The sequence below is a fragment of the [Clostridium] symbiosum ATCC 14940 genome (assembly GCF_000466485.1).
Lineage (GTDB): Bacteria > Bacillota > Clostridia > Lachnospirales > Lachnospiraceae > Otoolea > Otoolea symbiosa.
Genome location: NZ_KE993051.1, coordinates 1 through 20903, shown reverse-complemented (window position 1 = coordinate 20903; position 20903 = coordinate 1). Strand labels below are relative to the sequence as shown.

26 protein-coding genes and 1 pseudogene are annotated in these 20903 nt (G+C 45.0%); 6 read left to right on the top strand and 21 right to left on the bottom strand.

The window, feature by feature from the left end; all coding sequences use genetic code 11:
- Window positions 1–160: 160 nt before the first annotated feature.
- The 3 genes from CLOSYM_RS22860 to CLOSYM_RS21720 form a co-directional block, all read right to left on the bottom strand.
- A complete protein-coding gene (locus CLOSYM_RS22860; protein WP_021643857.1) occupies window positions 161–325 on the bottom strand; it encodes a hypothetical protein in 165 nt (54 codons plus the stop codon).
- A 143-nt stretch (window positions 326–468) separates the two neighbouring features.
- A complete protein-coding gene (locus tag CLOSYM_RS22855; protein WP_021643855.1) occupies window positions 469–636 on the bottom strand; it encodes a hypothetical protein in 168 nt (55 codons plus the stop codon).
- A gap of 79 nt (window positions 637–715) precedes the next feature.
- Window positions 716–898 carry a hypothetical protein gene (locus tag CLOSYM_RS21720; RefSeq protein ID WP_021643854.1) on the bottom strand — a complete coding sequence of 61 codons (183 nt, stop codon included), beginning with the start codon at window positions 896–898 and terminating at the stop codon, window positions 716–718.
- A 147-nt stretch (window positions 899–1045) separates the two neighbouring features.
- On the opposite strand from CLOSYM_RS21720, the gene CLOSYM_RS21715 reads away from it, so the two are divergent.
- The gene (locus CLOSYM_RS21715; RefSeq protein ID WP_044903135.1) at window positions 1046–1441 is read left to right on the top strand and encodes a helix-turn-helix domain-containing protein; all 396 of its coding nucleotides are present in this window, start codon (window positions 1046–1048) and stop codon (window positions 1439–1441) included.
- Window positions 1442–1724: 283 nt separating this feature from the next.
- On the opposite strand, the gene CLOSYM_RS24190 is transcribed toward CLOSYM_RS21715, so the two are convergent.
- Window positions 1725–1895 carry a helix-turn-helix domain-containing protein gene (locus tag CLOSYM_RS24190; RefSeq protein ID WP_334291438.1) on the bottom strand — a complete coding sequence of 57 codons (171 nt, stop codon included), beginning with the start codon at window positions 1893–1895 and terminating at the stop codon, window positions 1725–1727.
- 131 nt (window positions 1896–2026) lie between these two features.
- Here CLOSYM_RS24190 and CLOSYM_RS21710 point away from each other — a divergent pair, with 131 nt between their 5' ends.
- The 5 genes and pseudogenes from CLOSYM_RS21710 to CLOSYM_RS21690 all read left to right on the top strand — a co-directional run.
- Window positions 2027–2479: a PH domain-containing protein gene (locus CLOSYM_RS21710; RefSeq protein ID WP_021643852.1), complete on the top strand. Its 453-nt coding sequence runs from the start codon at window positions 2027–2029 to the stop codon at window positions 2477–2479.
- Between the two features lie 77 nt (window positions 2480–2556).
- Window positions 2557–2757 (top strand): hypothetical protein, encoded by a 201-nt coding sequence (locus CLOSYM_RS21705; protein ID WP_044903149.1) that lies wholly within the window; start codon window positions 2557–2559, stop codon window positions 2755–2757.
- Between the two features lie 56 nt (window positions 2758–2813).
- Window positions 2814–3818 carry an Abi family protein gene (locus tag CLOSYM_RS21700; RefSeq protein WP_021643850.1) on the top strand — a complete coding sequence of 335 codons (1005 nt, stop codon included), beginning with the start codon at window positions 2814–2816 and terminating at the stop codon, window positions 3816–3818.
- Between the two features lie 343 nt (window positions 3819–4161).
- Window positions 4162–5730, top strand: a complete 1569-nt coding sequence (locus CLOSYM_RS21695; RefSeq protein WP_044903133.1) for a recombinase family protein — start codon at window positions 4162–4164, stop codon at window positions 5728–5730.
- Between the two features lie 39 nt (window positions 5731–5769).
- Window positions 5770–6210 (top strand): annotated as a pseudogene (locus CLOSYM_RS21690) (glycosyl hydrolase family 18 protein); the annotation flags it as partial.
- Between the two features lie 152 nt (window positions 6211–6362).
- Here CLOSYM_RS21690 and CLOSYM_RS21685 read toward each other — a convergent pair.
- The 17 genes from CLOSYM_RS21685 to gndA form a co-directional block, all read right to left on the bottom strand.
- Entirely contained in the window at window positions 6363–7805 is a 1443-nt protein-coding gene (locus CLOSYM_RS21685) for an amidohydrolase (protein WP_021643847.1), read from the bottom strand.
- Between the two features lie 62 nt (window positions 7806–7867).
- Window positions 7868–8656 (bottom strand): amino acid ABC transporter ATP-binding protein, encoded by a 789-nt coding sequence (locus CLOSYM_RS21680; protein ID WP_021643846.1) that lies wholly within the window; start codon window positions 8654–8656, stop codon window positions 7868–7870.
- A complete protein-coding gene (locus tag CLOSYM_RS21675; RefSeq protein ID WP_003500815.1) occupies window positions 8646–9311 on the bottom strand; it encodes an amino acid ABC transporter permease in 666 nt (221 codons plus the stop codon). Before CLOSYM_RS21675 ends, CLOSYM_RS21680 begins: the two co-directional genes overlap by 11 nt.
- A gap of 31 nt (window positions 9312–9342) precedes the next feature.
- Window positions 9343–10308 carry a substrate-binding periplasmic protein gene (locus tag CLOSYM_RS21670; protein WP_021643845.1) on the bottom strand — a complete coding sequence of 322 codons (966 nt, stop codon included), beginning with the start codon at window positions 10306–10308 and terminating at the stop codon, window positions 9343–9345.
- A 516-nt stretch (window positions 10309–10824) separates the two neighbouring features.
- On the bottom strand, window positions 10825–11607 hold the full coding sequence (locus CLOSYM_RS21665) for a CPBP family intramembrane glutamic endopeptidase (RefSeq protein ID WP_003509840.1): 783 nt from the start codon (window positions 11605–11607) through the stop codon (window positions 10825–10827).
- A gap of 171 nt (window positions 11608–11778) precedes the next feature.
- Window positions 11779–12837, bottom strand: coding sequence for an FUSC family protein (locus CLOSYM_RS21660; RefSeq protein WP_003500820.1), 1059 nt, complete (start codon window positions 12835–12837; stop codon window positions 11779–11781).
- Window positions 12838–12903: 66 nt separating this feature from the next.
- Window positions 12904–13395 (bottom strand): MarR family winged helix-turn-helix transcriptional regulator, encoded by a 492-nt coding sequence (locus CLOSYM_RS21655; protein WP_003500822.1) that lies wholly within the window; start codon window positions 13393–13395, stop codon window positions 12904–12906.
- Between the two features lie 370 nt (window positions 13396–13765).
- Window positions 13766–14122 carry an MGMT family protein gene (locus CLOSYM_RS21650; RefSeq protein ID WP_003509843.1) on the bottom strand — a complete coding sequence of 119 codons (357 nt, stop codon included), beginning with the start codon at window positions 14120–14122 and terminating at the stop codon, window positions 13766–13768.
- An 18-nt stretch (window positions 14123–14140) separates the two neighbouring features.
- A complete protein-coding gene (locus CLOSYM_RS21645) occupies window positions 14141–14650 on the bottom strand; it encodes an O-acetyl-ADP-ribose deacetylase (RefSeq protein WP_003509844.1) in 510 nt (169 codons plus the stop codon).
- Window positions 14651–14703: 53 nt separating this feature from the next.
- On the bottom strand, window positions 14704–15720 hold the full coding sequence (locus CLOSYM_RS21640; protein WP_003500832.1) for a transglutaminase domain-containing protein: 1017 nt from the start codon (window positions 15718–15720) through the stop codon (window positions 14704–14706).
- An 86-nt stretch (window positions 15721–15806) separates the two neighbouring features.
- Window positions 15807–16100, bottom strand: a complete 294-nt coding sequence (locus tag CLOSYM_RS21635; RefSeq protein WP_044903130.1) for a hypothetical protein — start codon at window positions 16098–16100, stop codon at window positions 15807–15809.
- Window positions 16027–16176 (bottom strand): toll/interleukin-1 receptor domain-containing protein, encoded by a 150-nt coding sequence (locus tag CLOSYM_RS24320; RefSeq protein ID WP_081459714.1) that lies wholly within the window; start codon window positions 16174–16176, stop codon window positions 16027–16029. The genes CLOSYM_RS21635 and CLOSYM_RS24320 overlap by 74 nt, the downstream gene beginning before the upstream one ends.
- Before the next feature lie 34 nt (window positions 16177–16210).
- Window positions 16211–16525: a hypothetical protein gene (locus tag CLOSYM_RS21630; RefSeq protein WP_003500836.1), complete on the bottom strand. Its 315-nt coding sequence runs from the start codon at window positions 16523–16525 to the stop codon at window positions 16211–16213.
- Window positions 16526–16586: 61 nt separating this feature from the next.
- Window positions 16587–16973 (bottom strand): (deoxy)nucleoside triphosphate pyrophosphohydrolase, encoded by a 387-nt coding sequence (locus CLOSYM_RS21625; RefSeq protein ID WP_021643841.1) that lies wholly within the window; start codon window positions 16971–16973, stop codon window positions 16587–16589.
- Window positions 16974–17013: 40 nt separating this feature from the next.
- The gene (locus CLOSYM_RS21620) at window positions 17014–17865 is read right to left on the bottom strand and encodes an HNH endonuclease (RefSeq protein WP_021643840.1); all 852 of its coding nucleotides are present in this window, start codon (window positions 17863–17865) and stop codon (window positions 17014–17016) included.
- Window positions 17866–18041: 176 nt separating this feature from the next.
- On the bottom strand, window positions 18042–19433 hold the full coding sequence (zwf, locus tag CLOSYM_RS21615; RefSeq protein ID WP_021643839.1) for a glucose-6-phosphate dehydrogenase: 1392 nt from the start codon (window positions 19431–19433) through the stop codon (window positions 18042–18044).
- The gene (gndA, locus tag CLOSYM_RS21610; protein ID WP_044903128.1) at window positions 19426–20847 is read right to left on the bottom strand and encodes an NADP-dependent phosphogluconate dehydrogenase; all 1422 of its coding nucleotides are present in this window, start codon (window positions 20845–20847) and stop codon (window positions 19426–19428) included. Before gndA ends, zwf begins: the two co-directional genes overlap by 8 nt.
- Window positions 20848–20903: the final 56 nt, after the last annotated feature.

The following is a 20903-nucleotide window of genomic DNA, read 5'->3' as shown; positions in this document are numbered from 1 at the left end:
CACAAACTTCAAGTTTCCCTTCTTCTATAAACCTTCCAGGGCAAGTGTACTGTTTCCCCATGCAAGTCCAATCATGTTTAAATATTTTAAACCCATGTACTGTTTTTGGTGCTTCTATTTCCTTCTTCTCCATTTTTCCTCCATCAAATTTTCAATATTTTCACAGGCATTTCCAGACCAGTATGGCCGCCTGGAATATGACAACGCTGCACATTGCAAGTGTGATTATTTCAAGTATCTTTATGTATCTGTATTCATTCCAACGCTTGTCCTGCTGCCGCGCCCGGCGTACTATCTCTGGACCATTCTTATAGTGTACGTGCATCTTTTCCCCTCCTTTAACCGGTGCGGCGCCGCTTGTAGTCTTTGCAGGGATATTTCCTGCTCCGTTCCAGGCAGCGGCCGTAATTCCGGCAGTTATTGCAATGGTTTCATTCTTGTTTCATGGCTTGTCCACCCGAACCGGCTTTAGCCGGTATTCTCCTCCCTCTTCATGGCTGCTTTCATATGCGGCAATGCAATTTTTGCTATGTGCCGCATAATACTTTCAATCTCTTCTTTCGTGGTATCTTTGCAATAATCATCGTGGAATATGATTGTTGTCTCTCCGTCTTTTATAATTTCAACTACTGCCATGTGGTGCCCTCCTTCCTTATGGTAGAGTTTATGTTTGACTGGTTGTACTTGTTTCCATGCTTTTTTTCTTTTATACCTCCTAGTTTTTAATGTGCGTTGGCTGGTTTATTATTTCTTTCAAAAAATCTTGAGCGGTTTCAATAGTTCCCCTAAAGCGTCCCTGAAGTCCTTCTGGGAGTTCGTCCCAGTGTTCCATGATGTAACGGATCTGTTCAAGGCGTTTCGCCTCAATGTTTTTGGTGTCATCTCTGTTGGTTTTCATCTTTTCACCTCGCTTTCTTGTTGCTTACAACATCATTATAAGTGCTAATAGGACTATTGTCAATAGCATTTTGTTGATTTCGACACTTTTTTGTTGACATCAGCACATTTTTATACTATAATTAATCCAGAAAGCGAGGTGATAAATTTGAAAGAACGTATTAAGGCGTTACGTAAAACATTGGGATTGACTCAGCAAGAATTTGCTGATAGGGTTGGCTTGAAAAGAAATTCTCTCGCAAATTATGAAACTGGCCGAAATACGCCGATGGATGCTGTTATGAAATCTATCTGCCGCGAATTTAATGTAAACGAAACCTGGCTTAGAACTGGTAATGGGGAAATGTTTAACGAAATGGATTCGATGGATATAGCTTTTAATCGCTTCGGTCATATCATGGGGAATGCCTCAAATCAAAAAAAAGCCGTTTTAGCGGCCCTTGTTGAAATGATGTATTATTTTCCTGACGATAAATGGGATTATGTATATAAACAATTTGAGAATTGCTTAAATGAAGCGCATAATAAGCCTGGGGAGGACTAATCCCTCCCCAATAGGCCTAAAATCAGATGATAAATCTTTTTGCAAGTATTTTCATCAAGAGAGTCAATAAGTTCATGCAGTGTTTGTTTGTAATTCATATGTACGCCCCCATTTCTCGAACGTTTGTTCTTAGATCATAATATCATACTTTTTAGAAATACTCAACAACTTTTGCAGAACATCCGTTCGTTTCTCTGTATGGATATTGTTGTATCTATACCTTAAACGCCTGTCCATAAATGTATGTAACTTAGTTTTGACATTTGTCCGAGTTCTCGGACACTTATTTAATATCCGACTCGTAAAGGTCCGAAACCCGTAGTTTTAGCCCCCTGGCGATATCTTCAATGGTATCCATTCTTGGCATTGTGCCATTGCAGATATCCGATAGGGTCGAACGAGGGACCCCCGTTAAATAACTCACTTGACGTACCGTTAAGTTTTTACTGTACATGATTTCGTTTAGTAAAATTTTCATGATGGTTCTATTTTACTCTCAATTTCCATAATCGGTTTTGGAAATTATTGGAAGTTAAATAGCCTTTGGCTTTTTATACATATCAAAGAATAAGGAGGATTTTTATTATGGCATTTGGAATGAAAAACATTTTGCAGGGAGGATTTGCTGCGAACTACAGCGAGGCGTCTGTGGAGGAACTTAACAAAGAATACGGAATGTACCTCATGGATGGAGAACAGATTACAATGGGCTTCAAACTCGTGCGTGATGCACTGATTTTTACTGATAAGCGCATTGTTTTGACCGATAAGCAAGGCGCCACCGGTACAAAAATGAGCGTTACATCCATAAATCTGTTTTCTATTACTGATGTAAAAATGGAGACATCCGGTTTCGGCTTTGATGACAGTGAGCTGACCTTTACGTATATCAACTCCCCTGAACTGAAAGGGCATCACGTAACGTATGCATCGCATAAGCTGGAATTTCCTAAAAAATACAATGTTCAGTCTTTGTATAAAATTCTCCAGGAGTTGGCGTATGAAAACTGCCTGCGTATTAATGGCTTAGATAAATAGCCGAAAATATGCACATAACAAAAGCCGCCCCGGCAGCAACCGGAACGGCTTTTATATATGACACGGGGGAAAATCACATGAAATTCGGTATGCGAAAAATAAGCCCTTTGAAGTCCTTTAAGGCAAGAACCACTGGCCGGGCCAAAAGGGCAATCAAGAAAGCGGTTATCCCGGGATACGGCAAGAAGGGCATGGGCTGGCTGAGGAACCCAAAGAAGGCCGCCTATAACAAAGTCTATAAAAAGACTACTTTTAGCCTGTTTGATTTATTTAAATAATCACGATTAAATAGCCTATGGCTTTTTAACAAAACAAAAGAAGGGGATAGATTGCGATGAATGATGATAAATTATTTTTGACATATAATCAACAAATGAGAAAGCTCAGAAATGACAAGCATATCACATGTAATGGTTCTGCTCATAAGATGATCTTGGTTCGTGCTGGATATTTTAACATAGTGAACGGATATAAGACACCCTTTGTCAGTGGTCAAGACGCACAAGGTAATCATTGTTACATATCCGGAACCTCTATAAGCGAATTACAGGCTGTAAAAAAATTTGACGATCATCTACGTTCCTTTTTATTAAGATATATCACACAAGTTGAAGAAGAAACCAGAACTTTGGCCGGATATAAATTCGATGAATGCAACGACAATGGCTCCACTTCCTGGTACGATACAAATGCATATGCACCTAGCAAATCGCTCCAAGAGAAAATGTCCGTTATTTCCAATGCATATAATGAATTGAGCAAAAGTCAGCTTGATTATGTCAAGTTTTATATGGAAAACCACAAACAAATACCTACTTGGATCATGATCAAAGTAATTAATTTTTCTACCTTTATCGATGTTATTCGCGTTAGTAAACCAGATGTATCTCATTCCCTATGCTTTTTATATGATCTAGTAGATGAATCTGGCCGACCAAATGTAAAACTTTTAATCGGAAGTCTGCATTGGATGAGAAAAATCAGAAATTCATGCGCCCATAACGAGCGTGTCTATTGTTTGACTAGAAATCCAAACAATCGAGGGCAAACAAGCCGCATTCTCGAAAAATACCTTCGTATGTTAAGCGGAGGATATGTCAGGAACTTACATCAGAATATATTTGATTTAATAATTTACTTTAAGTATTTTCTTCCTATAAGCGAATATAAACAATTTATTTCTGAACTAAAAGCAATGCTTTTAGACCTTCAGTCAAAGATTCACCCACACGCTTTTGAATACGTGCATGCTAAAATGGGCATTAAAAATATATCAGATTTAGATAGGCTTTTAAGATTTCCAAAAGATGATATAGAATATAATAAATTTGATAAGTAACACTATTTTATGATAGTTTTATGTATTGAAACCCTGAAAAAAACTCTTTTTAAAGGTTGTAATATTTTATGTAATATTGTATTATACTTGTATAGAGAGAACCATATTGATTATGGTTAAAAGGCACTCATACAAGTAATTGTATGGGTGTCTTTTGCTATCTATGCAAACACCGCCCGGTGCTGTCAACACCGAACGGCTTTTACATGACTTTCCCTTTACCGGATTGCTCCGGCCTGATATAACTATGGCACTTAAATTATATCATCTTCGGGGCGTCCTGGCAAGGGACGTTATTTTTATAGAAATTTTTCATATAATGTTTTTGCAAGGAGTTGATATAATGTATGCAATTTATCTAAGAAAGAGTCGAGCAGACCAGGAAGCAGAGACCCGCGGAGAAGGAGAAACCCTGGCCCGGCATGAACAGGAATTAACTAAGCTGTCAATCAAAATGAAACTGCCTATCGGTGCTGTCTATAAAGAAATCGTCTCCGGAGAAACCATATCGGCCCGTCCATGGATGCAACAGCTTTTACTTGAGGTTATGCAGGGTAAATGGGAAGGTGTTTTGGTGATGGAGGTGGAACGATTGGCCCGTGGTGACACAAAGGATCAGGGTACAGTCGCTGAAGCATTTAAGTTTAGTCATACAAAAATAATTACACCAACAAAAGTATTCGATCCGGACAACGAATACGACGAAGAATATTTTGAATTTAACCTTTTTATGTCCCGGCGAGAATACAAGACCATTAACCGGCGGATTCAGCGCGGCCGGGTATCTGCATTTGAGGAGGGCTGGTATATTGCCGGAACCGCGCCATACGGATATGAAAAAGTCAAGAAGAAGGAAAATAAGGGGTACGTATTGGAAGTAGTGCCAGATGAAGCGAAAATTGTTCAATTGATATATGAACTTTACACTACTTCACAGGAAGACGGCACTTCTTTTGGTTCTTATCAGATTTGTGAACGCCTTAATTTGATGCAGGTACCATCGCGTACTGGGCGCAAGTGGTCAGCTTCTTCCATCATGGATATTTTACGCAATCCTGTATATGCCGGTTATCAGCGCTGGGGATGGAGAAAGCCGGAAAAACAATTAATTGACGGAAGAATCATAGAGAGCCGCCCTAAAAACGACGACTGTAAAAAGGTACGAGGTAAATTTAAGCCAATTATAAGCGAAGAATTATATGAACAGGCCCAACTTATACGAAAATGTAAGCCAGTCCCTAAAACTGGTATTACAATGCTCCAAAATCCACTATCTGGTCTTATTTATTGCGCGAAATGTGGAACCATGATGACAAGAGCCGGAAGTAATACTAAAACAAATTATCCTGTGCTTCGCTGCCCGAATAGTCGATGTGATAATGTATCGGCGCCCTTACTTCTTGTGGAACAAAAATTACTGACCAGTCTTTCCGACTGGTTGAGAAAGTATGAGCTGGATTGGCCCAAAGAAGAAAGGGAAGAATATGCCTCCGTTATCTCTTTTAAAGAAGCTGCTTATAAAAGTGTGCGGTCTGCCTATGGTCAAACCGAAAAGCAATTATCTAACACTTACGATCTACTTGAACAGGGCATTTATGATATCGAAACCTTCCAGGAGCGCCGAAGGGTGCTTGAAGAAAAAAGATGTACTCTCCGGGTCGAACTTGATGAGCTAAAGAGGGACTATGAGGATGCTATAGAAAGTGATAGCGCCCAGCGTGATTATATTCCCAAGGTCAAAAATGTTGTGTCCGTCTATTGGACTATTAATGACGTTTCCGTCCGCAATGAAATGTTAAAAAGTGTATTGATTAAGGCGGATTACCTTAAAACCGAGAGAAACCGAAAAGGGCAGGGGGCTACTGCAAATTTCACGCTTAATATATATCCTAAAACTCCAAAAGAGCCGTAAATATGCGGTTTTATATTTTACCATAAAGCTATCGGCCCATATACATATGGCCCTCCGATGGCAGTCGCTCCGATTAATATGGTACGGAGAGTCGTGGAATATGCGCTGACCGAGATACCGGCCGAAAAAATAAGTCTGGGAATTCCCAATTACGGATATGACTGGCCGCTTCCTTATGAGCAGGGCGTTACAAAAGCCAGAAGTCTGGGTTACAGAGAAGCCGTTCAGCTTGCAATCGACCATGGAGTACCGATCTACTTTGATGAAACGGCCCAGTCTCCACATCTGCGCTACTGGCAATACGGCATCCAGCATGAAGTCTGGTTTGAGGATGTCAGAAGCATGTATGCCAAATTTGAGCTGATAAAAGAATATAACCTGGCAGGAGCCGGATACTGGCAGTTAATGCGGCTCTTCAGGGCCAACTGGCTTCTGGCGGATCATATGTTTTTAATTAAGCGGGGAGAGGCCGTGATTTAAACTGTAAATACTTGTTAATTCGTATCTCCTGTTGTACAATTAATTGGATAACGATAACCTGCATGCTCCGTGCACAGGTCACCGCCTTCAATCAGATACAAATAAAATCCGTGACTTCAAATATCACGGATTTTATCTGTTTTATAATAGTCTTAATAAGTGTCAAGCGGCGGTTTTACGGAATCCGGCAGCGGACAGGTGTATTTCCCGCCGTTTCTCTTTTTTACTTCCGCCCTGGCCGCTTCTATTACATCCGGGCGATCCATCGTCCTGACCGATGCCAGCGCCATCACCTTGGCAGCCGTCAGAAGTCCCTTATGGGCAATCGGGCTGCATGACTGAGCCGTCATCTGCCATGTATGACCCACATTTCCAATACAGCAGGTCGCCACATTGATGTTCAGGGTCGGTACGGCATATCCCACGTCTCCCACATCGGTGGAACCGGCTTCCAGCTTAATTTTTGACGGCTCAAAGGAATGAATCTCACTGTCGAGAGGATTTTCCAGAATTTCCTCAAGTCTGTCCTCTCCGTATTTATCAATTATTTCCTTCCGTATCATTGTTTTTGTCTGTTCGTTATAGGTGTTGAGGAACTCCCTGGCCAGCCGGTAGTCCTCGTCTGTCCAGTCCGGAGCGCCTATTTCCTGCATACACTCATCTGCCACAGATGCCAGAGCCATATTGGGAATATATTCGGTAAATGCCATCGCCAGTTCGCATTCCACCGTCGTTCCGGCCATCATGGCCGCCCCTTTCGCCACATTTACGACACGTTCGTAAAGCTCCTTCACCTGTGACACATAGGGCGCTCTCACCTCATAACGCACCGTTGCATGATCCTGGACCACATTGGGAGCTGTTCCTCCCGCATCGATATAAGCATAGTGAATTCTGGCTTCCGGAATTATATGTTCCCTCAGATAATTGCAGCCCACGCTCATAAGCTCCACGCTGTCCAGGGCGCTTCTGCCCAGATAGGGAGTCGCTCCCGCATGGGATGTCAGTCCTTTAAAATAAAAGTTGGCTCCCATAATTGCATTGCTGTGCATCGGATCCACCTGGTTGGCCGTAGAAGGATGCCATGTGTATACAAAATCCACATCGTCAAACATCCCCGCACGGGCCATGAACTGTTTCGATCCGGCCCCTTCCTCGGCAGGGCAGCCAAAATAGATAATGGTGCCGTCTTTACGGAACTCTTCCAGATATTTCTTAACCGCTATCGCAGCGGCCAGAGCGCCGGTTCCAAGGGCACAATGACCGCAGCCATGGCCCGGCGCACCTTCCATTAATTCCTTCTTTACCGGAACGGCAGCCTCCTGGCTGAGTCCTGAAAGCGCGTCATACTCCCCGAGAATTCCCATCACCGGTCTTCCTGAGCCAAACGAAAATGTTCCCGTAAAACAGGTTGGAATTCCCGCCAGTCCCGTCTCTACGGTAAAACCGGATTCCTCCAGCAGTCCGCAGAGCAGCCCGGCCGATTTATCTTCGTGGAACGGCAGCTCTGCAAATTCCCAAATGCGGTCATTGGCCGCCAGTATCCGCTCTGCCTCTTCTTCCACTGCTCTCTCAATTAATTCAATATCCGTCAACTGTCATACCTCCTTTGCCACCGGTAAAACGTCAGCATGAACTTTCGCCTTTTTCCATTATATTACAGTACTTTACCAAGAAATTCAATGGTTCTCGGGTTTTTAGCATTGCCGAATATCTCATCCGGCGTACCCTGTTCCTGAATAATACCGTTATCAATGAAAAATACACGGTCACTGACCTCCCTGGCAAATCCCATTTCATGGGTCACAATGACGATTGTCATGCCGGACTCAGTCAGGGATTTGATTACATTAAGGACTTCCTTTACCATTTCCGGGTCAAGGGCCGATGTCGGCTCGTCAAAAAGCATCATATCCGGCTCCATCGCAAGAGCCCGCACAATCGCCAGCCTCTGCTTCTGCCCTCCGGAAAGCTTGCCGGGATAGACATCCTTTTTGTCCAGAAGTCCAACCCGCTCCAAAAGCTCACACGCCTTTTTTTCCGCCTTGGCCTTTGGAACCTTTTTCTCCAGCACCGGAGTGATGGTGATATTATCGATTACCTTTAAATGAGGAAATACATTAAAGCTCTGGAACACCATTCCCATCTTCTGACGGAATTTGTCAATATTGACGGAGGCATCCGTGATGTCGGTTCCCCTGAATAATACCTTGCCTGAGGTTGGCTTTTCGAGACAGTTAAGACATCTCAAAAATGTACTTTTCCCTCCGCCGCTGGGGCCGATTACCGAAACCACCTCACCTTCGTAGATACATTCCGTAATTCCCCTCAGTACCTCTAAATCGCCGAAGGATTTTTTCAGGTTCTCCACACAGATAATCGGTTCAGCTTTCCCGCCCCGGCCTGCATCCTGCGATAATACTCTGTCATTGCATTTACCGTTCATTCCTGTTCATCCTCCATTCCGCATATTCCATGATTTTTCCTAAAACCGTAGTTACCATCAGGTAAATGATACCCGCTATCATCAGCGCCTCCACGGGGCGGAATGTCGCCGATGATATGGTTTTATACGATGTGGTAAGCTCGTTGATAAAGAATACGGAGGCAAGGGATGCCTGTTTGATCATGGTGATGAACTCATTGCCCAGTGCGGGCAGTATATTTTTAATTGCCTGCGGCAGGATTATCTGCGTCATTGTATGGCTGCCTGTCATTCCAAGGCTCCGCGCCGCCTCCGTCTGGCCTTTATCCACCGCCTGTATCCCGGCTCTGATTACCTCTGCCACATAAGAGCTGGCATTGATAATAAGCGCTATGATAATACAGGAACTGTCCGATATTTTCACCGGCAGCACCCTGGGTAAAAAAATCCAGAAGAAATACAATTGAAGCAGTATCGGCGTGCCTCTCAGCACCCAGATATAAAAACGCACAAACCACTGAAATGGTTTCACGCGTGAAAGCCGCATAATGGCCAAAATCATTCCTATCAATGTGCCGAAGAATACTGTAATTGCAGCAAGGCACAGGGTGCCGGTAAGGCCCTGTAAATATACAAAGCCGTACCGGTCCCACATTTTTATCATTGTCTCTATCATTTCCGAAGTCCTCCCGCCTTAAATCAGCCCGTTACAGGCCGAGACTCCGGGCATATTCCTTGTACTCTTCGTACCAGGACGCATACGTACCCTCTTTTACAACTTCATCAATGATTGCATTGACCTTCTGCAAAAGTTCCGTTTCACCCTTTGTGATACCGATTCTTGTCCCCTGTGTGGACTCATCCACGGTAAACGAGAAATCGGGCACAATCGTCATGCCGCAGCCGTCGTTCGCATCAAGATACAGCTCTGCTGTCGTCTTGGCGGTGATAACGGCGTCCGCTTTTCCTTCCTGAACCATCAGGAAACCGTCCGTTGTAGCAGAGACGCGTTTCAGCTCTTTATACGCCGGAACCTGTTCGTTTGCAAACATCTCCTGTAAAGAACCGCTCTGGACAACCAGTGTCTTGTCAGCCAGATCCTCCGCACTCTTAATCTTATCCAAATTCTCCGTTCGCACCATAAGCCCGTACTGTACTTTCTCATCGTCAAAATAATATCCCTTGGATAGTTCCATGGCCTCTGCTCTGGCGGGAGTGTAGGCGAGGGCTGAAATAGCCAGGTCATATTTGCCGTCTGAAATACCGCTTAGTACGGATTCAAAATCCAGAGGGACAATACGGCACTCGACACCCAGTTTCTCCGCTATATATCTGGCGAGTTCAATATCGGCGCCGACGTACTTGCCGTCCCCCTGCTTGGAAGGATCTATGAACTCATTCGGCGCAAAATACGGCTCTGTCGCAACTTCGATGTAACCGCGCTCGAGAATATCGGCAAGCCTGCCGCCGGATGCAGAATCAGAATGGGCGGCTTCAGAGCTTTCTGAACCCGGTACGGCGGCTGATGACCCGTCTGTATCATGATGCAGAGAACTCTCCTCACTTACTACTGTCGGCGCCTGGCTTAACGCAGAACAGGCACTGAGCATTGTCGTGGACAGTAAAGCGGCGGCTACGGAAGCGGCCAGCTTTTTCATTTGATTCTTTCTCATGTTTCCTTCCTCCTATCATAATATTTTAGCCTGTGGTGCATCTTCAGAATTTTAAGCCCGCGCTTGTGCGGCAGTCCGGAGAGTAATCATAGTTCTTCCGGAATGTTGCTTTAGTCTGCTACCATGCTAATGCATGAAATTATATCCGTGACAACGCCGGCTGTCAAGTATTTTTTACTGTACAAAAATTCATTTTTTGTCTGTATACATTGATTTTAAAGGAAAAAACGGCATAAGTTTATATTTTAAAACAGGAGCTTAACGGGACAACGCAGGGGAACGGCAGCCGTGTTTACTTCCCGGGCGGCAAAACAGGCAGGTTCCTCCACAATGCCGGAACCTGCCTGTCTCGATGGTAAAATCGTTAATTTTTAATTGTCATTCACACTCTCCCATCGTAATGATTCTGCTTCACAATTACTTATTCCCCTTCTACGTAGTTCAAAATATTCCCCGATCCCTATTCGGGCGATACTATCATTCTATTCATGAAAGAGAACAATTAATCCATCACCTTTATTTTCTAATCCTGCGTTTCCTGTCATAGATCATCAGAAGGCAGCCCCATACCAGCAGTCCGGAAACGGCAGTGCCTGCAGCCGCATAGAATATTCCTCCAAAAAAAGAAGGATAACGCCCCGACAAAGCGGTAAGCGCAATTGAGGTCAGATTCGCGCAGACGTGCAGCCATATGGCCGGAACCAGTCCGTCAAAATGCTCATAAACAACCGCCAGCACAAGCCCCATTAAAAATCCGTAGACCGCCTGAACCAGATTGCCATGGTACAAGGCAAATAGAAGCGATGACAGAATGGCGGCCGGTATAATCCCCATCACGCCGCGCAGCCTGCCGTATCCCATTCCCCTGAAAATCAATTCCTCCACAACGGGAGCCGCAAAACCCACCGCCAGTATCTGAAGCCAGACGGAGACGCCGAATATGCTGGCGCTCACCTCATCGAATGCCTCTGAAACATAAGCGATACCGCTTATCTCAATCAGGTTATTCAGAAAAACGCAAAGGGATGCCGCCAATACAAAAAGCAGCGCGGCCCCGGTTCCAATATCCAGACGTACCCGCCAGGAAGGACCGTAATGACGGCCTTCCGTCTGCCTCCTCCTGCTGTAAAAATAATACAGAACCCCGGATGTCAGGATAGCTGAAATCAGCAGAATCCACATTACATCCAGTCTGGCTCCGACCAGCAAGGCCATCACTGTTGTTACAAAACTATAGAGCAGAATCGGCCATATCACCTGCCATACTACTGAAGCCGCTCCAAAATTTCTTCCAGTCATTTTTTTACTCCTTTGTCACAGTTGTAAGATGCATCAATTGTAGCATGGACGCAGATGAAAGTCTATTCATGGTTTCCAGAACTGCTCACTGCTCCTATGCCCGCGTAAACGATAACCTGCACGCTCCGCGAACAGGTCACCGCCTTCAACAGAAACGGCAGAGCCGTTCCCTTACTCGGAAACAGTCTCTGCCGCGTTCATTCTGCCGGATAGATATTCAAATACGCTGTAGAATACCACCGCCAGAGCAATACCGATTATGTTTGCCAAATACCTGTGCATCACAGCCCCGCCGGCCCCATAGAGGCCTGCCGCCACGGCAAGAGCGCCGAAAGAATTGAAAACCGTCTGCCACCCATAGGTTGCACAGAATCCTACACAGATTCCGCCGGCGATCCCCAGCATCCCGTAGCTCCCTTCCGGTAACACCCGGCACAGCAGGAGAAACAGCAGGCCTCCCGCTATGGTACCCGGCAGTCTGTGTTTTACGCGCTGCTTTAAATCTTCTGCAAATGGCTGCATGACCGACATGGCCGCAAAGCCCGCCCACATCGGCCGGGGAAGCCCCAGTTCCCGTGAAACAAGCATGACGAGAGCCACGCCGAGCGTAATGCAAAGCTGCCATTTAGTTCTGGACGATGTGAGATAAAATTCCCGAAAAAGGTCAGAAAGCCGTCTTTTATAGGTGATTTTATAATGATTGCGGTAAAAAATCAGGGCCGTCAGCAGACCGCCGGCCATAAGTCCCAAAATCCGCGTACCATATGCTCCGCCCGACACATCATTGCCTGACAGAAGCAGATACCCCAACACAAAAGTTGCATGGTTTGACATCAGAATATTATGACATCCAAAGAATGTAAGCGCGAAAATACAGATAAAATCCACAGCAAATGCCGTGATCGGAGAAGATACAGCCGCAATATGGGGCCCGACTGAAAGTATCCCGAAAATTCCCAGCAGGACAAAGAAGCTCTGCTTTGAATCAATTCCCAAATCCGCCTGCCTGAAGACCATGACTGCCAGCAGCACCACGACTCCCGCGATACTGTTTTCCGGCCCGAACAGGGCGGTAAATGCCGAAATAAAAGCCACGCAGAACGCCATGGTCAAAAATACCTTCAGGATATAGACGCCAATATGCCTCTGCTTCTCTCTGCGGTTCCCGGCATTTTTGATAAGCGCCTTTGAACCTGCCTGGTTTAATTGTAATTCCTGATATAATGTCAAATAAAATCCCGTCCTTTCAATCTAAACAAACTACTTCTGCCGTAACAGTTAAGACAGCATGAACAGTTACCTTCTGCCTCCGCTCTCATCCGTACCGTCAGCCTGTGACTGCTGTTTTTCACCCGATATCCGGTTGCACTCGCAAAGCAGCCCGGCCAGCAGGCCAAACTTCTCTTCCCCCATCTGTGTCCTGAGCAGGTATACCGGTTCCAGGTAATACGCATAGGTTCCCTTCAGTTCCCGGCTGCCAAGCTCTGTAATCCGTAAAAAGTAACTTCGTTTATCCGCCTCGCTGACTTCCTTTTCCAAGAACCCCTTCATCTCCAGATTTTCAATCAGCCTGCTGGCGAGAGGCCTGCTGATTCCCATTTTTTCACATAGAGAATGCGGGGTCAGAGGATTTTCCGATAAATGCAGCCTCGACAGAAGATCCAGTTCCTGAGCTGAGGAAATTCCGCCTTTCGGACTGCGCTTCACATGCAGGCTGCAGAACTGCCTGATATCCTGCATGATTTTCATCATTTCCATCCAATCCTTCTTTTCTGCTGCCTTTTCCATACCCTCTCCACTCACCGCATGCCGCTCCGGGCAGACTCACATATACCGTATTTCATCAACAGATGCCCCGGACAAACCGGGCGTTTAGACCCGCGCAGTGCAAATATAGTTTACTTTGTTAATAAATAGGGATTATACTCCTTTTAATTTACTTTGTCAATTATTTCCAGCCAGACTTTTCATTGTCACAGCCGGGCAGAGCTTATCATTTTACCGGCGGCCGCCAGACCATCGCGTTATACAGAGGGGCCAGTAATTCGAAATAATAAACGACGGCATCAGCAATTGTAGAAATTCCTTCTCCAAAGAGGTTGCAGATACGGTTTCGCTCCAATAGTACATTGGCCCCCTCCTATGTATTCCGTTCCATTCAAATTCCTTCCCGCTCAAATTTCTTTCTCAGCTCCAGCGCTTCGGCAAGTGAATTTTTCCATCCGTATTTTTTCAAATCCACCCTGTTTTCCGCCGAAACCGCTACGCCCTCCTCCGTCAACAGAAGCCGCTGCATTTCCGGGTACTCAAAATAAGCCGCTCCCGACAGAAAGCCGCTGCTGTTCACCAGCCGCCATGCTGGAATCCCGCTTTCCACACGGCCGTGGCTCAGCGCATACCCCACCTGCCTTGCATTGCGCGGCTTGCCGCAGAGCATTGCTATCTGACCGTATGTAGCGACTTTTCCATATGGTATTATATGACAGACCTTCTCCATCCGCTTATAAAAATCCATGCAGCACCTCCTGTCGGCCTATCCATCCGTTCTGTTCTGATACGCCGTCTCCGCATCTTCGTACGCCTGTCTCGTTGCTGCGTCAAAACATACCATTGTAACGTCCATCTGAGGGTACTGATGGATTGTCCTGACTGCAATTGCAGCCGCTTCTGAGACCGGGAACCGGTAAATGCCGGTGCTGATGGACGGAAATGCAATTTCATGGATATTGTGTTTTAATGCCAGCTCAAGACAGCTCCTGTAACATGATTCCAGAAGTTCGCGTTCGTTATGAGCGCCGTCCTGCCATACCGGCCCCGGCGTATGGATAATATACTCCGCCTTCAATTTATATCCTTTTGTGATTTTAGCCTGTCCAGTCTTGCATCCGCGGAGCATCCGGCATTCTCCCAGAAGCTCCGGCCCGGCCGCCCGGTGGATGGCCCCGTCCACGCCGCCTCCGCCAAGAAGGGATGTATTCGCTGCATTTACAATTGCTGTAGTCTCACATTTCGTTATATCACCTGTGATTATTTTAAAAGACATTTTTCTCCTTTCCAGGGGCTTCTGCACTCGGGACAATTTCATTTCTCCCGATTTTACTGTCTTTCTCCTTCATTTGCTTCCTCGACAACCAGTTCTTCCGGCGGCGCCTCCTCGATAAATGTGACATGCAGAACCGCCTGGGGCCAGTTCAGCCCGGTCCGTGCGTGTTTTCCCTTCTGCCTGGCCGTCCCCTCTAAAAGCTTTAAAAGTTCTGATAACACCTCCCGCGTGAGGTATCCTCCGCGCCAGTGAAACAGCAGTGGTTTCCCCTTCCTTATTGCCTGGAGGGCGCGTTTTTGCACATCCTCTGTTTTTGTAAATGACAATTTCTTTTCCCGGTAATAAAATTTCTCTCCGTCACTGCACTGAGGGACTTTGTAGATTACCGGCTCGTGATCGCGGAATATCTGTTTGTCATCCAGGTTAAAATAGTCGTATCTTACCATATCACCGTCGCTTAGCGTATTATCAAATGTGGCATCCAAATGATAATACATGCCTCCTGATTTAATGACGTTCCATGCGTGGCGGTACTTGATATTTTTATCCGGATTGGAATCCGAAATCGCGATCATACACCAGATTCCCAGATTATCGCAGAGGATTTTGACGGTTTTGGCAATTCCTTCGCAAACCCCGACTCCCTGTCCCAGCGGGCCGATTATCTCATGGGAGTAGGGCTTTTTCAGCTTATCGTAATGGACATGGGTGCAGATAAAATCGTGAATGTACTGTTCTTTGTCACGTTCCGCAAGTGACTGCGCCGGCCGGCACAGCTTTTCCACACGCGCCTTCATCGCCTTTTGATGCTCTTTAATCTTACCTTTTTCAAACAGGTATTCCGGTATCATCTCCACATTGCCGGAATCCGGAAAAAACCGGTAGTGAAAACCCACGGCATAAAAGATCTCCGGGCAGTCGAGTCTCAGTTTAAAGAAAATATCACTCAGCTCATGATTCTCCAGCCGCGGTACCGGAAATGACGGAGCCAAAGAGACCAGGCCGGTTTTCATGGCGTGGTAGGCTGTCCGTTGTGCTTTGCTCATTTGGTTGTAATAGTATGGTTCCATGAATCCTCCTGCGGCCTTTATTCTCTCAGTGCTTATTCCGGCTCCGGCCCGGAATCCTGTTCTCTCTTTAACACTGTCTCAAACACTCACTGATCCCAATTCGTTTTCTTCAGGATTTCAAAAATGCTTTCTAACGTGGTCTCAAGTTTCATCTTTTTATCCGTAAAAATATGGTTTTCACCTCTCGGTTTTCCCCATACATCCACAAATTGCCGCACTCTCTGATAGATGTACTCCTCAACCTCATTTACAGTGCTGCCTATCTCCGTATTATAGCAGCTTTTAGATACACGGTTTGGATTCCATTCATCCGTATCGGCCGCCAGATAGCGATTCTCCGACCTTAATTTCGTATTTATCGTACCAGACACTGATCCCAAGGCGCTGTAAATCTCTCGCCAATTTTTCTACAAATGGTTTGTCAATGCTTGTATGGCTAAGAAATATGGTGGGCATAAAGACCTCCTCTTTCGTATGAAAACGGTTACCGTCAGTCCTGTATCTCCGCCATAAATTGACTGACTGCCTGTTTAATCGTCATGCATGGCAGGCCCTGCTTTTTAATGCCGTTTTCTTCAATATTGACAACATGGAAAACATAGTCATTCACCGGTACATAATCCATCTCTATCAGGACATTGTCCTCCACATCCTGAAGCAGCACAATAGTTGTCTGGGTGCTGTTAATGAATTTCTGCACCTCGGATAAATATCTTGAACAGTCCTTTTCCCGTGCAAAGGCCTCTGTCAGCTTATTCAGTTTTTCTTCCCTGTCTTTGGATGTACATTTCGTGTAGGTCCACATAGTATTCCCTCCTGCTAATTTGCATCATTGAGTCAAAATCTATCTTATATCTACTGTCTGATTACAATTCCCGCCTTATTTTATCGAGCAATTCCATGTCAGCCGGAAGCCATGATATACAACTTAGTTCTTCCTTTCCCAACCATTTTGCCTCATCATGTTCTAGTAATTCCAGCGATCCTTTTATAATACTACACCAGTAGCATTTCATTGATAAATGAAAAGTAGGGTAATCATATTCTATAACATCAATCAAATCCCCGACCTCGATATCCGTGTTCAATTCCTCACGAATCTCACGTTTTAATGCCTCTTTAGCTCCTTCACCAGGCTCAATCTTTCCACCAGGAAATTCCCAACCGCCCTTAAATTCACCGTAACCACGCTGTGTTGCAAATACTTTGTCATTTCTTTTAATCACTGCTGCTACTACGTTTACTGCCATCATTGTTTCCTTTATCTCTTATAAATAAGTTTTTTGGGATGTGTTAGGTTGTTTCATGTAAACTGTTTTCGAATGCCAACAAACGTTTTAATTTCTCTGCATTTTTATTCGCTATTATTTCAAGAACAAGCCTGTCTTTTTCATCATCTAAAACATGAAACTTTCTATGACAATTAGGGCAGACAGCAACTACATTATCAATTGTATCGCTCCCCCCATCTGCGAGTCGTTTCACATGGTGCTCTTCTAAATATGGTTCATCATTTTTATCAATGAATGGAGCTTCTGAACCGCAACACTGGCACTGGCCATTTGCAAGGCGTTTAACTAGTTCTTTTAAATATGGATCCCTATAATATACTATCGTTTCCGTTGTCTTTGATTCTTTATTGTCAGGATTGTTTTTCAATCGATTATTTAATTCTACATATGAAAGCTTTCTAACTTCCTTTTCAAAATCATCTGACTCACTTTGATTTGTATTGAAAACAGGTTTTATAGGAAAAATCCAGACATTTCTCATTTTTCCCGAACTGTCTTTTTGTTTGTCTTGATATGGGACATCGGCAAGCTTTACTATCCCTTTATAAGTATATCTAGCTTTTTCAAGCACTTCAAATAAATGTAACTCTACACCATTCTCATTAGAATTATACAGAGTACGATTTTGATTTCCATCTAAAATTTGATCCCCAATCTTTCCCATACCTGTATAGTATAAAATTCCATTTTTCCATACATCACTGTAGAAGCCTTTGGTATGATCGGAAACTATAACAAGAGTGCCCGTTTGCTTTGAACGTCGCATTCCTCCCATATTTCCACATTTATATAACTGACGCAATTCATTATTAGACAATTCTGCCCCTATACTGATTCCCGGATTAAATCCCATTGCAGCCCTCCATTTATCCAGTATCTATCTACTCCAATTGTGTTACTAAAATTATATCATAGAACTTTAAGCTTGGCGACTTCATAAAAAGAGCAATGTATTTCTTTCTATTATAGTGTATTGGCTATAAAAAACACTATATCAAAAGTAAAAACATTGCTCTTTTTATGAAGTCATCAGTCAAACCACGAATGCCCGTCTCGACCTAAAAGCACATCTGCCGCCTCAGGCCCAGCGCTGCCCTGCTCATAAATATGCACAGGAAGTCCCATTTCACGGTATTTCTCCCGCACCTCGTCCACGTAGTTCCAGCTTGTCTCAACCTGATCCCACTGTGAAAACCAGGAACGCTCCCCACGCATGCAGGCGCCGAGCAAGCGTTCATAGGCTTCCGGCGTATTCATCCGGTTTACATAAGAACAGCTCTGGCAGAAATCCATTTTCGCCTGTATAATTTCCTCCGTCTCACCCGGCTTCTTAATATTAAACTGAAGATATACGCCTTCCGTAGGCTGAATCTTAATATTCAGGATATTTGACTCTAATCCCGGAGCCGGGCTTTTAAATACAACCGCCACCTGCATTTCCCGTCTACCCAGTTTTTTACCGGTGCGCACATAGAAGGGCATGCCTCTCCACCTGTCATTATCAACCGACAGCTTCAGTGCGGCGTAGGTCTCAGTCGAAGAATTTCTGTCAACGGAGGGCTCTTCACGGTATCCGCCGTATTGGCCCAGTACTATACTTTGTGAAATATCCTCCGGTACCTGGAGCGCCCTGAGTACTTTTATCTGTTCACGGTGCATATCCTCTACGGCCAGGCTGCCGGGCTGCTCCATCGCCACAATGGTGAGAATCTGAAACAGGTGGTTCTGTACCATGTCCTTAAGAGCGCCGCTGTGGTCATAATAACCGCCTCTCGTCTCGACCCCGACCTCTTCCATTGCCGAAATCTGAATGCACTCTATATGCTCTGCATCCCAGACATTACTGAAAATTGGATTTGCAAAACGGATAATCTGAATATTCCGCACCATCTCTTTCCCAAGATAATGATCAATCCGGTAAATATGATCCGGCTTAAAAAATGACTCCATCGTCCTATTCAGCTCAGCCGCCGAGGATAAGTCTTCTCCAAAAGGTTTTTCCAGAACTACCTTTCCATGCTCTGCTCCGGCCACACTTTTTAAACCATTTACGATTGTGCTGAAATATCTGGGGGCAACGGCAAAATAAAATATGTGATTTCCGGCCCCCATTTTTTTATAGAAACTATCCAGTCCCCCATACTCCTTTTCATCTGTAAAATCCATACGGTAATATAGAATACGTTCCGCAAGCTTTTGGTAGGTCTCCTCTTTGAAGTGCAGCCTTGCAAATTTCTCCACCCACTCTCTGGCCATGGTACGGTATGTCTCACTGGTGTAGTCCCGTCTTCCGATTACCACCACCCGGGGACAAAATACTTTGTCATCCGAGGCCTCAATATTATAAAGAGCCGGGAGAAGCTTCCTGAAGGTCAGGTCTCCGGTTCCGCCAAAGATTGTAAATATCTGCTCTTTATTCATGCTCAAACCTCCAATCATGGTGGAAAATGCCGTCCCTGTCTGTCCGCTCATACGTATGCGCTCCAAAACAGTCCCTCTGGGCCTGAATCAGGTTTGCGCCTACCGGTGTCCCCCGGAACGCGTCTATATAGGAGATTGCCTGGCTCATGGCCGGAACAGGGATTCCGTTTTGAATTCCCGTTGCCAGGATACTTCTCAGGCTGTCCTGTCCATGGTTGATCCCGTCTCTAAAGAACGAGTCCAGCATCAGGTTGGGTAGTTCCCTGTTATATGTGAACGCTTTTGTTATATCATCTAAAAATTCGGCCTGTATGATACATCCCGCCCTGAAAATGGAAGCTATCTTTCCGTAGTCTAAATCCCAGCCATAATCAGAAGAAGCATGGGAAAGTAAATCGAAGCCCTGCGCATATGCGGCTATTTTAGCTGTATAAAGTCCTTTTCTCACTTTTTCCTGAAAAGCGGCTTTGTCCGGCACCAGATTCTGCATTGGCCCCGCAAATAGTTCTCTTGCCGCATTTCTTTCACTGATACGGTTTGACATGATTCTCGCATTGCAGGCTGCCGTAATCATGGAAACATTTATGCCTTGTTTCAGTGACTCTAAACTGGTCCATCTTCCCGTTCCCTTCTGCCCGGCACTGTCCAAAATATAGTCAACCAGCTCTCCGTCTGTAAAATCATCCTTTTCACGGAAAATGCCTGCTGTAATTCCTATCAGGTAACTCTTTAATTCACTTTTATTCCATTCTGTAAATACGTCGGCCAGCTCCCTGTTTGTAAATCCGCCGGCATATTTAAGAAGCAGATACGCCTCTGCAATTAACTGCATATCTGCGTATTCAATTCCATTATGGACCATTTTCACATAATGTCCCGCTCCGTCCGGCCCCATATAGGCACAACATGGTTCTCCCTGCGCTTTTGCTGCAATTTCTTCCAGAATCGGCGCAATATGCTCATAGGCCTTTTTATCACCGCCCGGCATTATGGATGGGCCAAAACGGGCTCCCATTTCACCGCCGGAAACTCCGGTGCCGAAATAATAAATTCCTTTTTCCTTCAGCTCTTTTTCCCGTCTTCTTGTATCCTCAAAAAATGAATTTCCGCCGTCCAGGATCATGTCGCCTTCATCAAGCAAGGGAAGAAGCTGGTCTATCACCATATCTACCGGTTTTCCCGCTTTGACCATTATCAGGAACTTTCGGGGTCTCTCCTGGGAATCCACAAGCTCTTTCAGATCATAAAACGGGATGAGATTTTCATGGGGATGTTCCCTCATCAGCGTTTCTGTCACCTCCCGGCTGCGATTGTATCCTCCTACTTTAAATCCGTGATCCGCCATATTCAGGGCAAGACTCCTTCCCATAACTGCAAGTCCGATGATACCTATCTGCGTTGTTGGTATTTGCATTTTTATTACCTCCTCTGTGTTAATGGTAGTGTCAAGTTTCACTACCTGTTTTATTG

What these genes read in the sequence shown, in the direction of transcription:
- CLOSYM_RS22860 (WP_021643857.1), bottom strand. Translation starts at nt 325, where the DNA reads ATGCACGTACACTATAAGAATGGTCCAGAGATAGTACGCCGGGCGCGG.
- CLOSYM_RS22855 (WP_021643855.1), bottom strand. Translation starts at nt 636, where the DNA reads ATGGCAGTAGTTGAAATTATAAAAGACGGAGAGACAACAATCATATTC.
- CLOSYM_RS21720 (WP_021643854.1), bottom strand. Translation starts at nt 898, where the DNA reads ATGAAAACCAACAGAGATGACACCAAAAACATTGAGGCGAAACGCCTT.
- CLOSYM_RS24190 (WP_334291438.1), bottom strand. Translation starts at nt 1,895, where the DNA reads ATGTACAGTAAAAACTTAACGGTACGTCAAGTGAGTTATTTAACGGGG.
- CLOSYM_RS21710 (WP_021643852.1), top strand. Translation starts at nt 2,027, where the DNA reads ATGGCATTTGGAATGAAAAACATTTTGCAGGGAGGATTTGCTGCGAAC.
- CLOSYM_RS21705 (WP_044903149.1), top strand. Translation starts at nt 2,557, where the DNA reads ATGAAATTCGGTATGCGAAAAATAAGCCCTTTGAAGTCCTTTAAGGCA.
- CLOSYM_RS21700 (WP_021643850.1), top strand. Translation starts at nt 2,814, where the DNA reads ATGAATGATGATAAATTATTTTTGACATATAATCAACAAATGAGAAAG.
- CLOSYM_RS21695 (WP_044903133.1), top strand. Translation starts at nt 4,162, where the DNA reads ATGTATGCAATTTATCTAAGAAAGAGTCGAGCAGACCAGGAAGCAGAG.
- CLOSYM_RS21680 (WP_021643846.1), bottom strand. Translation starts at nt 8,656, where the DNA reads ATGAACGGTAAATGCAATGACAGAGTATTATCGCAGGATGCAGGCCGG.
- CLOSYM_RS21675 (WP_003500815.1), bottom strand. Translation starts at nt 9,311, where the DNA reads ATGATAGAGACAATGATAAAAATGTGGGACCGGTACGGCTTTGTATAT.
- CLOSYM_RS21670 (WP_021643845.1), bottom strand. Translation starts at nt 10,308, where the DNA reads ATGAGAAAGAATCAAATGAAAAAGCTGGCCGCTTCCGTAGCCGCCGCT.
- CLOSYM_RS21665 (WP_003509840.1), bottom strand. Translation starts at nt 11,607, where the DNA reads ATGACTGGAAGAAATTTTGGAGCGGCTTCAGTAGTATGGCAGGTGATA.
- CLOSYM_RS21655 (WP_003500822.1), bottom strand. Translation starts at nt 13,395, where the DNA reads ATGGAAAAGGCAGCAGAAAAGAAGGATTGGATGGAAATGATGAAAATC.
- CLOSYM_RS21650 (WP_003509843.1), bottom strand. Translation starts at nt 14,122, where the DNA reads ATGGATTTTTATAAGCGGATGGAGAAGGTCTGTCATATAATACCATAT.
- CLOSYM_RS21645 (WP_003509844.1), bottom strand. Translation starts at nt 14,650, where the DNA reads ATGTCTTTTAAAATAATCACAGGTGATATAACGAAATGTGAGACTACA.
- CLOSYM_RS21640 (WP_003500832.1), bottom strand. Translation starts at nt 15,720, where the DNA reads ATGGAACCATACTATTACAACCAAATGAGCAAAGCACAACGGACAGCC.
- CLOSYM_RS24320 (WP_081459714.1), bottom strand. Translation starts at nt 16,176, where the DNA reads ATGCCCACCATATTTCTTAGCCATACAAGCATTGACAAACCATTTGTA.
- CLOSYM_RS21630 (WP_003500836.1), bottom strand. Translation starts at nt 16,525, where the DNA reads ATGTGGACCTACACGAAATGTACATCCAAAGACAGGGAAGAAAAACTG.
- CLOSYM_RS21625 (WP_021643841.1), bottom strand. Translation starts at nt 16,973, where the DNA reads ATGATGGCAGTAAACGTAGTAGCAGCAGTGATTAAAAGAAATGACAAA.
- CLOSYM_RS21620 (WP_021643840.1), bottom strand. Translation starts at nt 17,865, where the DNA reads ATGGGATTTAATCCGGGAATCAGTATAGGGGCAGAATTGTCTAATAAT.
- zwf (WP_021643839.1), bottom strand. Translation starts at nt 19,433, where the DNA reads ATGAATAAAGAGCAGATATTTACAATCTTTGGCGGAACCGGAGACCTG.
- gndA (WP_044903128.1), bottom strand. Translation starts at nt 20,847, where the DNA reads ATGCAAATACCAACAACGCAGATAGGTATCATCGGACTTGCAGTTATG.